The organism is Streptomyces sp. NPDC048288 (genome assembly GCF_043201555.1).
Lineage (GTDB): Bacteria > Actinomycetota > Actinomycetes > Streptomycetales > Streptomycetaceae > Streptomyces.
This window is the reverse complement of the sequence record NZ_JBICZD010000004.1, coordinates 799,750-812,836: the sequence shown is the minus strand read 5'-3', so window position 1 is coordinate 812,836 and position 13,087 is coordinate 799,750. Positions and strand designations below refer to the sequence as shown.

Genomic DNA, 13,087 nt, shown 5'->3' with positions numbered 1-13,087 from the left:
ACCCACAGCGCGTGGACGGAGAAGTCCGTCAGGTAGGTGAAGGCCGGGACCCTCAGGAGCCCGCGCCGGCGCAGCGCGCCGAGGACCTGGCCGGCTCCCGGGTAGGTCGAGACCACCGCCCGGGTGCCCGGTGCCAGCGCGGCCAGGGTGCGCCGCTGGGCCGCACGGAACAACGCCCGCCACACCAGACCCGGGCGCGCCGCCTGATCGGTGGACGTGTACAGGCACTGATAGCCCCCGGGCATCCAGGTCAGCAGGCGATGGTAGGTACCGCACAGCAGCCCGCCCGCACGAACGGGCAGCAACTCCAGGAAGTCGTACCGGTCCACCACGAACCCGTGCCCGGCCAGCCGCCGGGCCAGCCCTGCCGCGGCACCGTCGTGTCCCGCCCCGACACCGGCGGAAATGATCGCGATCCGGCCCGCGGTCGAGCCCTGCGGCGCTGCGGCGTACGGCGAAGGCACCGGCTCGGGAACCGGGTCGTCACGGCGGGGCACGGTCGATCAGCCTCCTGACGGGATACGGGACACGGCCGGGCACGCTCCGGGCCGGACGGCACCGCGGGCAGGCCGAGGCAGCGCCGACGCGCGCACCGGGCCACACACCGACCTCGGTGACGCCGACAGTGAAGCTACTACATGATGTAGAACTTAGGAAACGATCACATCGCGGCCGCCTGTGCCGGCCGAAACGCACCCGGCACAGAACGCGACCGGGACGGCGGGGGCCGCCGGATCACCCCCGGTGAGCACACACGGCACCCGCAGGCCGTCGCGACGCGGATCGGCGGCCGGCGCCAGGAGCAACCGCACACGGCCGGGGCGGGCCCGCCGACCTGGCCGGCGTACGCGGTCTCGCCCCGGCCACCCCGGGACGAGTGGGGCCACGGTGAACACGGCCCCCAGCACGGCGAACCGTCCGGGGCGGGCACATGCCGTACGTATGGTCCGTGGCGTCGCCACGCCTTCGCCTACTACAAGATGTAGATATGAAGGCACCCTACCCGGCGCAGTGGCGAGAAGCGGCCCGCTTCAGTCGTGCCGGTGTCAGCCGAGGGCCGGGCTCGTGAGGTCGAGCACCATCCGGTTCCCCCAGTCGTTGGTGAAGACGGCGCTCGTGCCGTCGTAGCGCACTGCGACGAACGGGTTGGAGTAGAACATCACGGCGACCCACCGCAGGGAGCGGTCGGCGTCGAGGCGGGCCAGGTGGCCGATGTTGCCCATTCCGCCGCCCCCGCCGGTCACCCACCCCGATCCGTCCGGCAGCGGGCTCTCGAAGCAGGTGTCGACCCCATCGACGCCGTGCTCCTCGATGGCCCGGGCCACGTCGAAGGGCCCGCCGACACGGAAGGGGACCGGCTGCCCGGCGTCCGGGTGGTACGCGCCCGGACCCTCGACATGCCATTCCAGGCCCGTGTCGTCCGGCCGGTACAGGCCGTCCCGGGACGGCATCTCCCCGGCCCGCCAGAGTTCTTCGACCCTCCCCATGGGCGGATCCGCTCGTCTAGGGGTGGTCGTGAGCGGCACAGCAGGGACCCGGTCCGTGCCCGTGGTCGGCCGCCGGTGGCATGCCCGCGACGTCGGCGATATCGGCGATGTCGGCGTGAGTCGCGCACTGCGCCCGCTGCGCGCTGTCCAGCATCCGGTCGCTGTCGGACGCGGCGTTGGCCAGGCCCGCGCAGCAGCAGCACACGGCCAGCAGCAGGCCGCCCAGCACCAGGGGGAGGCTCCGGCGGGCGGGCGGTGGGGCCAGCAGGGCCCGCACCCGCTGCGGCACCGCTCCGCCGGTCACCGCGAGCGCGGCGGGGCGGGGCGACCCGGCGGACGCGAGAGCGGCGCGGCCGACGGCGTGGGCGACGACACGGCGGTCGCCGACCCGCTGCGCGGCCTCCTCGTCGGCCCAGCGTTCGAGGACGAACCCACCGGCGACGGCCATGGGCCGCAGCAGGGGGTTCAGCGCGGCCGTGAGCCGCCACAGGCTCTGGAAGACATGGTGACGGCCGCGCAGATGTGCCCGCTCATGGGCGAGCAGGGCCTCCCGCTCGTGGTCGCCGAGGCAGCGCAGCATGCCCCGGGAGACCACGATCCGGCCCGGGGCCCCGGGCAGCGCGAAGGCCAGCGGGACCGCGTCGTCGATCACGGCCAGCTCCAGGTCCCCGTCCAGTCGCGCGCACTCCGCCCGCGCCCAGGCCAGATGCCGGAACTGCCGTACGGCGGCCACCCCCAGCGCGACGACACCCGTGGCCAGCAGCAGCGCGCTGCCGGCCGCGACGACGAAGTACACCGGGTCCTGGGCCCGCAGCGCCGTCACCGACCAGCGGCCCTCCTCGGCCACTTCGGGAATCAGCGCCACTCCGGAGAAGGCCAGCAGGGCCAGAGACCCCGTCCAGCCGACGGCCGTGACCAGCGCGGCGCAGGCCAGCGCCCAGGCGGCCGGGCGCGGGGGCAGCCTGCGCGCCATGCCGGGCGCGAGCACCGCGAGCGCGACGCTCACGAGGAGCGGGACGTAGACGCTGATCCGCACCGGCTCACCGCTTCCCGTGGCCGCGCTTGTTCTCGGGCTCGTCGTGCCCGGACAGCAGCTGCTGCAGCACGTGCTCGTCCTGCGCGGACAGTTCCGAGACGAAGCGGGCGAGCACCGCCTCGCGGTCGGAGCCGCCCTCCAGCAGGGTGTGCATCCGCCGGGCGGTGTGGGACGCCTCGTCCCGGGTCGGTTCGTAGGCGTAGCCGCGGCCCTCGCGGTGCCGGACGAGCATGCCCTTGTCGTACAGCCGGGACAGGATGGTCAGGACGGTGGTGTAGGCCAGATCGCCCGGCAGCCGTTCGCGGACCTCGCGCGCGCTCTGCGGGCCGTCGGCGGCCCAGAGCGCGGCGAGGACATCGCCCTCCAGTTCGCCGCGTGCCCGCCTGCCGGATGCTTCCTGGGCTTCGTCGCCGCCTCGGTCCGCCACCGTCCGCCTTCCTTCCCGTCGTCGCGCACAGCCTACCCGGACGCCTCCTACGGGCCGTAGGAGGCGAGTGCCGGGACGGGAACCGTGGACTCAGGCCGCGGTCCGGGTGGTCCGGCGCGGCTGCGCCACGTCCTTGCGGGTGACCGCCAGGGCGAGGACGAGGGAGAGGAACAGCGCGCCGGTGAGGACGGCGCCCAGGCCCAGGCCGCCGTCGCCGGCCGGGTGCGAGAGGTAGTCGCCGATGGAGACGCCGAGCGGGCGGGTGAGGACGTAGGCGATCCAGAAGCTCCACACCGCGTCCAGGTCGAGCGCGCAGTGGGCGAGCGCGACCGCGGCGATGACCAGGCCGAAGAGGACCGCGGACAGCCAGTGGCCGAAGTCCATCCGCTCGGAGATCAGGTCACCGGCCGCCGTACCGAGCGCGAACGCGCACAGGACGGCGAGCCAGTAGAAGGATTCACGGCCCGTGGTGTCGATGCTGTGGAGGGACAGCGTCCGCTCGCGCCGGTACCAGACCGCGAAGACCACCGCGAGGACGATCGCGAAGACGGTGGTACCGGTCTCCAGCGGCACCCCCATGCTGTCGGTGAGGTCGTCGCTGATCAGGGTGGCGACGACGCTGATCAGCGCGACGACCGTCCAGTACACGCCGGCCCGGTGGGCGGCGGTGCGGAACTGCACGACCAGGACGACCGCCAGCAGGGCGCTCGTCAGCACCGACACCCCGGTCGGGCCGAGCCCGGCCTTCTGGTCGAGCAGGTCGGCGATGGTCCCCCCGACCGTCGGGCACAGCACCTTGATGATCCAGAAGCAGACGGTGACCTCGGGCACCTTGTTCCCGCGCGACCGGCGGCCCGGGGACGCCGCGGTGTCGGCCAGGTCCGGCACGGGGGTCTGTGACGTCTCGTGTGCCATGGGGACCGACCGTGCCACCCGTCACCTGAACGCATCCTGACTGCCGAGGTCCCGACCCTCTACAATCCAGCCGACCAGTTGAAGACTTCTTCAATTGGCCAGTTGCCGCATTCCCTGACTCCCGTCCACCGCCCGGAGGTTCCCGTGAACGAGGTCACCGAGGCGCTGCTGGCCCGGGTGCGCGCGGCACGTGCCGCTCTGGCGGCGGCCCTGAGTGCCGCGGACGCGTACGCGGTGGCGGTGGCCGAGGACGAGCTGGACGACGCGATACGGCTGGCGCGGCGGCACGGCGTGGACACCGAGGCGACAGGGACGGACGAGGGGTGATCGGGATGCCGGTTCCGCTGTACGAGGCGAAGGCCGAGTTCTTCCGGATGCTCGGGCACCCGGTGCGCATCCGTGTGCTCGAACTGCTGCAGGACGGCCCCAGGCCGGTGCGCGAGCTGCTCGCGGCGATCGAGGTCGAACCGTCGAGCCTGTCCCAGCAGCTCGCGGTGTTGCGCCGCTCGGGCATCGTGACCGCGACCCGTACCGGTTCGACGGTGATGTACGAGCTGGCCGGCGGCGATGTGGCCGAGCTGCTCGCCGCGGCGCGGCGGATCCTGGCCAACCTGCTGAGCGGCCGGCAGGGGCTCCTGGAGGAGCTGCGGGAGACGGAGGCTTCGCGGTGACCGAGGGCGGGTCCGGACGCAAGGGCCGGAAAGGCTGACGACGGTCGCTAGGACGACGGCTTCGCCTCCGGCTGGGCCTCCTTCAGGTCGGCGAGCAGCTCCGCCTGCCCCGCCAGCACACCCGACAGGATCGAGCGCGCCACCCGCAGCAGTTCCGCCAGCTCCGGGCTGGCCAGCGAGTAGTACACGTTGGACCCCTCCTTGCGGGTCCGCACCAGGTTCGCCCGCCGCAGCACGGCCAGTTGCTGCGAGAGGTGCGCCGCCTCGATGCCCACCTCGGGAAGCAGCTCCGCGACCGCGTGCTCGCGCTCGCTCAGCAGCTCCAGGACCCTGATGCGGGCCGGGTGTCCGAGGGTTTTGAAGAACTCGGCCTTCAGCTGGTACAGCGGCGTGCTCACCTGGCCTCGGTGCATCGCATCCACCTCCTCCGGTGATGACCTCAGTAATTGCCAATGTTAGCAATTACTGAGGTCATTCGAGGAGGGACGGTCATTCGAGGAGGGACGGCGGGATGCCGAGGTCGCCGGAGGTCCGGGGCGTGCGGGCGGGCAGGAGGCCGGCCGTCTCCAGGTGCTCGCGGGCGGCCCGGATCGCGTCGGGGGTGGTGGGGTACTCCCGGCCCTCGTGGCACAGCAGGTCGAGCGCCCCGAGGGAGTCGAGGACCCGGCGCTGGCCGGGCCGGATGCCGGAAGCCAGCACGAGGATGCCGCGCCGGTGCAGCTTGTCCACCGCGTCCTTGAGCACGAGGGCGCCGGTGGCGTCCATGGTCGACACCCGGGACATGCGCAGGACGACGACGCGGACGTCGGCGATCTCGGTGAGTTCCAGCAGGAAGCGGTGGGCGGCGGCGAAGAACAGCGGTCCGTCGATGCGGTACGCCACGATGTGCTCGGCCAGCAGCGCGTGCTCCTCCGCGCTGTGATCGCCCCGGTCGAGCGGCACCTGGTCGAATCGGGCCTGCTTGGCCACGGCGCGCAGGGCGAGGGCGCCCGCGACGACGAGCCCGACGATCACCGCGTACACGAGGTCCAGGGCCAGCGTGGCCATCGCGGTCAGGACGAGGATGAGGGCGTCCGAGCGGGTGGCCCTGGCCATGGCCTTCAGCGAGCCGACCTCCACCATGCGGATCGCGGTGGCCAGCAGGACGCCGGCGAGGGCGGCCAGCGGGATCCGTGAGACGACGGGTGCCGCCGCGAAGACGATCACGGCGAGGACGGCGGCATGGGCGAGGGCGGCGAGCCGTGAGCTGGCGCCGGTGCGGACGTTGACCGCGGTGCGGGCGATCGCGCCGGTGGCCGGGACCCCTCCGAACAGCGGGGCGGCGATGTTCGCGAGGCCCTGGCCGAACAACTCCCGGTCGGGGTCGTGCCGTTGCCCGACCGTCATGCCGTCGGCGACCGAGGCGGACAGCAGGGACTCCAGCGCGGCGAGCGCGGCGACCGCCACGGCGGGCGCGAGGAGGGTGCCGAGCGAGCCGGGGTCGAGGAAGGCGAGCGACGGCGCGGGCAGCCCGGCCGGCAGCTCGCCGATCGGCCTCGCCGCGTCCAGGTGGGCCAGCCGGGCCACGCCGGTCGCCGCGATCACGGCGACGATCGAGAACGGCACGGCCGGCCGCCACCGCGCCCCGAGCAGCACGACCGCGGCCACCGCGACCGCGAGTCCGGCCGCCGTCCGGTTCGGGTGCCGGGCGAACTCCTCGACGGCACGCCAGGTCACCACCAGTACGCGGTCGCCCTCGGGCTTGGGCACACCGAGCGCGTTCGGGATCTGCTGGAGGCCGATCACACAGGCGATGCCGAGGGTGAAGCCCTCGACGACCGGTGCGGGCACGTACCGCATGTACTTCCCGGCCCGCAGCACCGCCAGGCCGACGAGCAGCACGCCCGCCATCAGTCCGACGGTGAGCACGCCGGTCGGCCCGTACCGGCCCACGATCGGCACGAGGACGACGGTCATGGCACCGGTCGGGCCGGACACCTGCAGGTCGGACCCGCCGAACACCGCGGCGACGGCGCCCGCGACCACGGCCGTCGCCAGCCCCGCCTCGGCGCCCAGCCCCGAGGAGACCCCGAAGCCGAGCGCGAGCGGCAGCGCGACGATCGCCACGGTGAGACCGGCGAGCAGGTTCCGGCGCGGGTCGCGGCGGACTCCGGCGAGGTCGGCCGGACCGGGCAGCAGCGAAGCAAGCCGGACCCAGGCCCGGCCGAATGCGGTGGTCATCGGCCCCTCGGCTTCCCCTACAGGCAAGGCGGTGCCCATGGACACCTGCAGACACAACGAACACAGCATCTAACCAATTGCTAAATTACGCAATTCCTCATCTCCAGGCGGCCCGGGGCGGTCGATCTTCAGGAATCTCAGGCTTCGCGACGCCATGTATGGGTTGACGATGAAACCCCTGGAATTGTTGACGATATTGTCGGCAACTCATTAGGTTCGCTGCTCGGCAATCCAGTCAAAGGAGACCGGAAATGACACACGCAATGAAGCGCAGGGCCCTCATCAAGGGATTAGCCGCAGCAGTCGTCGCCGTACCGGCGGCCGGAATCACGAGCAGCGCGCATGCGCTGAGCGCCACCCCGTCGGCCGCCGCGTCGGCCGCCTCGCTGGCCTTCGACCCCGACGCGTACTCCGAGATCACGACCACGATCTCCACCGACGACGGCGACAAGGAGGTGACGTACCACTTCTGGAGCGCGATCACCTACGTCACCGACCCGGTGGACGAGACCTACCAGAGCCTGACCGTCAGCGTTCCCGTGTCGATCGACGGCACCGCCGTGGACACCACCGACGCCCCGATCCTCGTCTCCAACTCGATCGGCGGTTACCTCCCGTCCTCGGTGTCGACCAACACGGGCGTGAGCAGCAGCCGGGCCAAGCTGGCGATCGCGGCCGGGTACGTCGCGGTGGAGCCGGGCGCGCGGGGCCGGACCCTGGTGGACTCCGACGGCGACTACTACGGCACCGCGCCCGCGGCGATCGTGGACCTCAAGGCGGCGATCCGGTACGTGCGGTACAACGCGGGCACCATCCCCGGCGACACCGACAGGATCGTCACGGCCGGCACCAGCGCCGGCGGCGCCCTGTCGGCCCTGCTCGGGGCCTCCGGCGGCAGCTCGCTGTACGACGACTACCTGAGCGAGCTCGGTGCCGCCGACGCCGACGACGTGATCTACGCGACCGGCGCCTGGTGCCCCATCACCGACCTGGAGAACGCCGACGGCGCCTACGAGTGGAACTGGGGCACCAACGAGACCAGCGGTGGCTCGGAGGTCGACCAGACCGAGTCCGCCGAGCTGATCGCCCTGTTCGAGACGTACCAGTCCTCGCTCGGCCTGACGGCGGACGGCTACGGCACCATCACCACGGACAACTTCGCCGACTACCTGCTGGCGACCTACCTCGAACCGGCCGCCACCAGCTACCTGACGGACCTGTCGGACTCCGAGCGGACCTCCTACCTGTCCTCCAACACGTTCATCACCTGGGACGGTTCGTCGGCCACGTTCACCTGGGCCGACTACCTCGACCATGTGGGGACCCGCACCAAGAGCCTTCCGGCCTTCGACGCCTTCGACCTGTCGGCGGGCGAGAACAACCTGTTCGGCCTCGACACCACCGAGGCCCGGCACTTCACCGACTACGGCCTGGAGCACGACACCTCCGGCAGCGGCGGCACATCGCTCGACAGCGACATCCCCGCCAAGCTGGAGATGATGAACCCGATGTACTTCATCGGCGAGGGCAACGACGACCGGGCCAAGTACTGGTGGATCCGCACCGGCACCTCGGACAGCGACACCGCGCTCACGATCGTCGGCAACCTGGCCCTGAGCCTGGAGAACCTCGGGGACACCGTCGACGCCGCCATGTACTGGGACGGCGCGCACGGCGCCGACGAGGACCCGGCCGACTTCATCACCTGGATCGGCGAGGTGACCGGCTACACCGGCTGACGCCCCGCGGCCGAGGGGGCATCCGCCGCGGCGGATGCCCCCTCAGTGGGTCAGGTGATGCCGAGCTGGAACCATCCGGCCCAGCCGCCGGTCGCGTCCCACCAGGTGCTGTACACGGTTCCGTCCGTGCCGACCGCGAACAGGTCCAGGTGCTCGGTGATCCGGGTCAGTGCCGCGATCTGGCTGCCGGGCCTGGCGACACCGCCGGACACGTTGAACCAGGCGGCCCAGCCGGTGGTGTCGTGCCACCACGTCGAGTAGATCCGGTTGTCGGTGCCGACGACGAACAGGTCCATGTGGTTCGTGTAGCGCACCACGGCGGTGACCGGCGAACCCGCCGAGGCGACACCCCCGGACACCTGGAACCAGCCCGCCCAGCCGCCGCGCGCGTCCCACCACGTCGACATGATCTTTCCGTCGGAGGCCGTGGTGAACAGGTCCAGGTGGTCACGGTGGCGGGAGACGGCCGTGACGGTGGAGTCGGGCCGGCAGCCGACGCCCGGCAGCGGGAACCACGCCGACCAGCCGGTGCGCTCGTCCCACCAGGCGCTGTAGACGCGGTTGTCCGTGCCCACCGTGAAGACGTCGAGGTGGAAGGGGTAGCGGGCCACGGCCGTGACCGTGGCGCCGTTCGCCGCGACCCCGCCGCCGATCTGGAACCAGTCGGCCGCCCAGCCGGTCCGCGCATCCCACCACGTGGACATGGTCCGGCCGTCGGACGCCGTGGTGAACAGGTCCAGATGGTCGGCGTACCGGCTGACCACGTTGACCGTCGAACCGGGACGCGCGACCAGGCTGCCGACCTGGAACCAGCCCGCCCAGCCGGTCGACCGGTCCCACCAGGTGCTCCAGATCCGGTTGTCGGTGCCGACGACGAACAGGTCGAGGTGACCGGCGTACCGTGCGACCGAGGTGATCGGCGCGCCCGTGCCGCCGGGAGAGGCGAAGCCCCCGGAGACCTGGAACCACCCCGCCCAACCGCTGCTCGCGTCCCACCAGTTGGACATGGTGCGGCCGTCCGCCGCCGCGGCGAAGACGTCGAGGTGCTCGGGGTAGCGGGCGACGACACTGATCGGCGTGCGGTCGCGGGCCGGAAGCGTCGCGAGCGGGCCGATCCGGTTCCAGATCACCTGTCGGCACACCCGGCAGAACGGGACGCCCAACTCGCGCATCTTGCAGGTGTATTCGGGCCGGTAGGCACCGCAGTGGTAGTAGTGCGCGCCCTCGAAGGCGCCGACGGTCCCGGCGGGCACCGTGCTGGCCCGCGCATCGACCGTCGAGCAGTTCGGGTTGCTCATCGTGGGCAGGGCGGTGCTCGCGGCGACCGCCCAACCCCACTTCAGGGTGGTGCGGTTGGTGTTCAGCGTGACGTTCGGCTCGCCGGGCTCCCCCGCCGGATGGTGGTCGTGCCCGGTCTCGTTGCCGCCCGCGTAGTAGGGGTACTCGTCCGCGAGCCCGTACGCCGTGTGTCCGGCCTCGTGGATGGCGATCTCGGTCGCGCCGCTCGCGAGGGAGTACGTGCCGACCGAACCGCCGCTGCCGCCGTAGACCGTGGAGTTGACCACGACGATCGCGGCGGAGAACTCCGGTACCTGGGCCGCGGCCGTCTGGAGCACCGTCGAGCTGTTGCACACCAGCAGCCGCCGGATGCCGTTCGCGCCGAACGTCGAGTCGAAGTAGGTGCGGGCCGTCGCGCCGCTGCCGCCCGCGGCGACCGGGTCGTCGGCGCCCGAGTCGGTGGAGGTGACGTTGACCCGCCAGATGTTGATCGCGGGCCCGAGTTCGTCGTAGGGCGCGGTGGCGGTCAGCGCGTTGACGAAGTCCTTGCAGGCGGTGTTGAAGTCGGTCTGCTGCGCGGCGGTGAATCCGTCGCCCAGCAGGACGATGGTGAAGGCCCGGTTGCGCGGCGCGGACCCGAAGATCTGGGTACGGCCCTGGACCGTCCCGTCGGACGTGGTCATCCCGGCCCCCTACCGCTCGAGCCGGAAGGTGGCGAGGTCGACGTCCTCCGTCGCCCCGGGAGGCGGACTGGTCGCGCCTCCTGGAGCGAGCCGGGCGTCGGGGGCCGCCGGCGCGGCACGGACCACGGCGACCTGGACGGCCTCGTCCGGTGCGGGAAGCAGCACGGTGAAGGCACCGCGCGCCTCCACGTCGACCCGGGTGATGGGCTCCGAGTGGTCCTCCGGGAAGACCTCCGCGCTCTCCCGGAAGGCGCCGCGCGCGGGAACCCGGGCGAGGCGCTGCCCCTTCTCGTCCCGCGTCTCCACGAAATTGCCCGGCCGTACCTCGGGATGGGCGTCGAAGCCGCTGATGACCGCGTCGACCGGCTGCTGGGAGACGAGGGTCACCGAGTCGCCCTCGTACTCGAAGATCAGCCGCACGGCTCGGGTGGTGGGTGTCTGTTGCGGGCCTGCCATGGCGATTCCTCCCCCGGAGACTGCGATGTCCGGAGATGTACCCGGTCGGCGAAGGGCCCGGCAAGGCCGACGCGCGGGCGCGGCAAGGAACTCGCATCCGAGCGCCCTGTCCCGTCTAACCGGGGCTCACCCAACGGGCCCAGCGCATCCGACAGGCGTGCGGGACGGAAGGCGGAACCGCGAGGCCGGAGTCCTTCGACAGGGCAGGCCGGGCGGGACACCTCCCGGCGATCCGTCAGCCGTGCGCCTCCCGCGGCGCGGGCACCGCCGTGAGCGGCTCGCCGCGGCCCAGCCAGGGCCGGGCCAGGCCCACGAGCGCCAGCCCCGCCGCCACCAGCGCGATCAGCATGACGGCCGCCATCGGCAGGGAGCTGTCCTCGCCGAACACCCCGACCAGGGGTGCGGCCAGGGCTCCGAAGAAGAACTGGAAACCGCCGAGGAGCGCGGAGGCCGCGCCCGGTGCCGTACGGCCCACCGCCTGGCCGATGCTCATCGCGCTCGGGAAGACCAGGCCGATGCCGCCGGCGGTCACGAACAGGGTGGCCCAGGTGCCCGCGAGGGTCTCGCCCGCGGTCGTCACCAGCAGCACCTGCGCCAGTGCGCCCAGCAGGGCGGTGCCGACCCCGGCCGACAGCAGGGTGTTGAGGCGGACGCCCCGGCCGGCGAGCCGGGCGAAGGCCGCCCCGGCGGCCAGCATGGCGAGGGCGTTGGTGGCGAAGATGAGGGAGTACGTCGTCGAGGAGACTCCGTGGAGGTTCTCGAAGACGAAGCTGGAGCCGCTGATGTAGGTGAACAGCGCGGCCGAGACGAGGGCGACGACCAGGACGTAGCCCATGAAGGCGCGGTCTGCGAGCAGGGTGCCCATGGCCCGGAGGCTGCCGCCGAGCCCGCCGCCGTGCCGTCGCTCGGGTGGCAGCGACTCGGGCACCGCCCGCACCACGGCGAGCAGGAGCAGCACCCCGAGCACGGCCAGCACGGCGAACACCGTCCGCCAGGTGGAGACGGACAGCACGGCCCCGCCGAGCACCGGCGCGGCGACCGGTGCCACGCCGATCACCTGGGACAGCACCGCGAAGTAGCGGGGCAGTTCGGGTCCGTGGCAGCGGTCGGTGAGGACCGCCCTGGCCAGCACCATGCCCGCCGCACCGGCCACGCCCTGCAGGAAGCGGGCGCCGGTCAGGGCGGCGATGTTCGGAGCGGCGGCGCAGGCGACGGAGAAGAGGACGAACCCGGCCGCCCCGGCGGTCAGCAGCCGGCGCCGGCCAAGCCCGTCGCTGAGCGGGCCGATGACCAGCTGGCCGACGACGAGTCCGGCGAGGAACGCCGTCATCGTCAGCTGCACGGCCGAGCTGCTCGCGCCGAGCGCCTCCCCCAGCGCGGGGAAGCCAGGGACGTACATGTCCGTCGCGAGCGGGGCGACGGCGGTCAGCGCGCCGAGCACGGCGATGAGGGCAGTGGCCGTACGGCCCGAAGGCGCAGGTCCGGCGGTGTCGGGGACGGCGTCGGCGCGGTTGCGCGAGGATGACGGAGCTACCATGCAATAAAGGTAACCGATAGTTCACTGGCTAACAAACACGAAGAGCGAGAAGACGAGCCGCATGCCCTCCCCCGCCTCCGCCAGCCCCTCGGCCTCCGACGTCGGCACCCTGTGGGCCGCCCACAACCCGGGCCTGGACACCAGCCCCATGGAGCTGGTCGGCCTGCTCAAGCACGCCACCGGCCTGCTCAACCGCGCCGTGGAACACCTCTACGCCGGTGCCGCCCTCACCTCGCCCGAGGTCGACATGCTGATCCCGCTCCGGCACGCGACCGAGCCGTTCATCGCCCGCAGCCTCGCCGAGCGGCTGGGCCTGTCCCGGGCCGGTGTCAGCAAGACCCTCGGCAAGCTGGAGAAACGCGGCTTCATCACCCGTACCCCCAACCCGGCCGACCGGCGCGCCGCCCTGGTCACCATCACCGAGGCGGGCGCGGCGGCGGTCGACGAGCTCTTTCCCCGGCAGCTCTCCGTGGAGGTGGGGCTGCTGGCCGGTCTGGGCGAGGACCGGGAGGGCGTGACCAGGGCGCTGCACCGGCTGGTGGAGGCCATGGAGTCGCGCGTGGGCCAGGGCTGATCCGGGCTCCTCCTGTAGGAGGTGTTCCAATTAGGGTGGACACTTCGGAGGCGGCCTGCGTTCG

Annotated in this window: 13 protein-coding genes and 1 pseudogene; 4 read left to right on the top strand and 10 right to left on the bottom strand. The window is 72.3% G+C overall.

The annotated features are described in order from the left end of the window. From ACGFZS_RS18805 to ACGFZS_RS18785, 5 genes and pseudogenes are all read right to left on the bottom strand, one after another. Positions 1-497 (bottom strand): annotated as a pseudogene (locus tag ACGFZS_RS18805) (UDP-N-acetylglucosamine--N-acetylglucosamine transferase); the annotation flags it as partial. 549 nt (positions 498-1,046) lie between these two features. Further along, positions 1,047-1,487: a hypothetical protein gene (locus ACGFZS_RS18800; protein WP_393796009.1), complete on the bottom strand. Its 441-nt coding sequence runs from the start codon at positions 1,485-1,487 to the stop codon at positions 1,047-1,049. 16 nt (positions 1,488-1,503) lie between these two features. Beyond that, positions 1,504-2,523, bottom strand: a complete 1,020-nt coding sequence (locus ACGFZS_RS18795; RefSeq protein ID WP_393796008.1) for a M56 family metallopeptidase — start codon at positions 2,521-2,523, stop codon at positions 1,504-1,506. A gap of 4 nt (positions 2,524-2,527) precedes the next feature. Next, the gene (locus tag ACGFZS_RS18790) at positions 2,528-2,950 is read right to left on the bottom strand and encodes a BlaI/MecI/CopY family transcriptional regulator (protein ID WP_393796007.1); all 423 of its coding nucleotides are present in this window, start codon (positions 2,948-2,950) and stop codon (positions 2,528-2,530) included. A 90-nt stretch (positions 2,951-3,040) separates the two neighbouring features. Continuing rightward, complete coding sequence (locus ACGFZS_RS18785; RefSeq protein WP_393796006.1) at positions 3,041-3,865, bottom strand: hypothetical protein; 825 nt, start codon at positions 3,863-3,865, stop codon at positions 3,041-3,043. 144 nt (positions 3,866-4,009) lie between these two features. On the opposite strand from ACGFZS_RS18785, the gene ACGFZS_RS18780 reads away from it, so the two are divergent. Beyond that, the gene (locus ACGFZS_RS18780) at positions 4,010-4,192 is read left to right on the top strand and encodes a hypothetical protein (RefSeq protein ID WP_365678480.1); all 183 of its coding nucleotides are present in this window, start codon (positions 4,010-4,012) and stop codon (positions 4,190-4,192) included. A gap of 5 nt (positions 4,193-4,197) precedes the next feature. Continuing rightward, positions 4,198-4,536, top strand: coding sequence for a metalloregulator ArsR/SmtB family transcription factor (locus tag ACGFZS_RS18775; RefSeq protein ID WP_365678482.1), 339 nt, complete (start codon positions 4,198-4,200; stop codon positions 4,534-4,536). Positions 4,537-4,583: 47 nt separating this feature from the next. Here the strand turns inward: ACGFZS_RS18775 and ACGFZS_RS18770 are convergent, their stop codons facing one another. Further along, positions 4,584-4,934, bottom strand: coding sequence for an ArsR/SmtB family transcription factor (locus ACGFZS_RS18770; protein WP_393796034.1), 351 nt, complete (start codon positions 4,932-4,934; stop codon positions 4,584-4,586). A 91-nt stretch (positions 4,935-5,025) separates the two neighbouring features. Then, positions 5,026-6,756: a SulP family inorganic anion transporter gene (locus ACGFZS_RS18765; RefSeq protein ID WP_393796005.1), complete on the bottom strand. Its 1,731-nt coding sequence runs from the start codon at positions 6,754-6,756 to the stop codon at positions 5,026-5,028. 251 nt (positions 6,757-7,007) lie between these two features. On the opposite strand from ACGFZS_RS18765, the gene ACGFZS_RS18760 reads away from it, so the two are divergent. Continuing rightward, the gene (locus ACGFZS_RS18760) at positions 7,008-8,495 is read left to right on the top strand and encodes a subtype B tannase (protein WP_393796004.1); all 1,488 of its coding nucleotides are present in this window, start codon (positions 7,008-7,010) and stop codon (positions 8,493-8,495) included. Positions 8,496-8,545: 50 nt separating this feature from the next. Here ACGFZS_RS18760 and ACGFZS_RS18755 read toward each other — a convergent pair whose 3' ends face one another. The 3 genes from ACGFZS_RS18755 to ACGFZS_RS18745 form a co-directional block, all read right to left on the bottom strand. Continuing rightward, on the bottom strand, positions 8,546-10,456 hold the full coding sequence (locus ACGFZS_RS18755; RefSeq protein WP_393796003.1) for a M64 family metallopeptidase: 1,911 nt from the start codon (positions 10,454-10,456) through the stop codon (positions 8,546-8,548). A gap of 9 nt (positions 10,457-10,465) precedes the next feature. After that, positions 10,466-10,912: a hypothetical protein gene (locus ACGFZS_RS18750; RefSeq protein WP_393796002.1), complete on the bottom strand. Its 447-nt coding sequence runs from the start codon at positions 10,910-10,912 to the stop codon at positions 10,466-10,468. A gap of 235 nt (positions 10,913-11,147) precedes the next feature. Then, entirely contained in the window at positions 11,148-12,449 is a 1,302-nt protein-coding gene (locus tag ACGFZS_RS18745; protein WP_393796001.1) for a multidrug effflux MFS transporter, read from the bottom strand. Positions 12,450-12,510: 61 nt separating this feature from the next. Between ACGFZS_RS18745 and ACGFZS_RS18740 the strand changes: the two genes are divergently transcribed. Beyond that, the gene (locus ACGFZS_RS18740; RefSeq protein WP_359222751.1) at positions 12,511-13,023 is read left to right on the top strand and encodes a MarR family transcriptional regulator; all 513 of its coding nucleotides are present in this window, start codon (positions 12,511-12,513) and stop codon (positions 13,021-13,023) included. Positions 13,024-13,087: the final 64 nt, after the last annotated feature.

What these genes read in the sequence shown, in the direction of transcription:
- ACGFZS_RS18800 (WP_393796009.1), bottom strand. Translation starts at nt 1,487, where the DNA reads ATGGGGAGGGTCGAAGAACTCTGGCGGGCCGGGGAGATGCCGTCCCGG.
- ACGFZS_RS18785 (WP_393796006.1), bottom strand. Translation starts at nt 3,865, where the DNA reads ATGGCACACGAGACGTCACAGACCCCCGTGCCGGACCTGGCCGACACC.
- ACGFZS_RS18775 (WP_365678482.1), top strand. Translation starts at nt 4,198, where the DNA reads ATGCCGGTTCCGCTGTACGAGGCGAAGGCCGAGTTCTTCCGGATGCTC.
- ACGFZS_RS18765 (WP_393796005.1), bottom strand. Translation starts at nt 6,756, where the DNA reads ATGACCACCGCATTCGGCCGGGCCTGGGTCCGGCTTGCTTCGCTGCTG.
- ACGFZS_RS18760 (WP_393796004.1), top strand. Translation starts at nt 7,008, where the DNA reads ATGACACACGCAATGAAGCGCAGGGCCCTCATCAAGGGATTAGCCGCA.
- ACGFZS_RS18755 (WP_393796003.1), bottom strand. Translation starts at nt 10,456, where the DNA reads ATGACCACGTCCGACGGGACGGTCCAGGGCCGTACCCAGATCTTCGGG.
- ACGFZS_RS18750 (WP_393796002.1), bottom strand. Translation starts at nt 10,912, where the DNA reads ATGGCAGGCCCGCAACAGACACCCACCACCCGAGCCGTGCGGCTGATC.
- ACGFZS_RS18745 (WP_393796001.1), bottom strand. Translation starts at nt 12,449, where the DNA reads ATGGTAGCTCCGTCATCCTCGCGCAACCGCGCCGACGCCGTCCCCGAC.
- ACGFZS_RS18740 (WP_359222751.1), top strand. Translation starts at nt 12,511, where the DNA reads ATGCCCTCCCCCGCCTCCGCCAGCCCCTCGGCCTCCGACGTCGGCACC.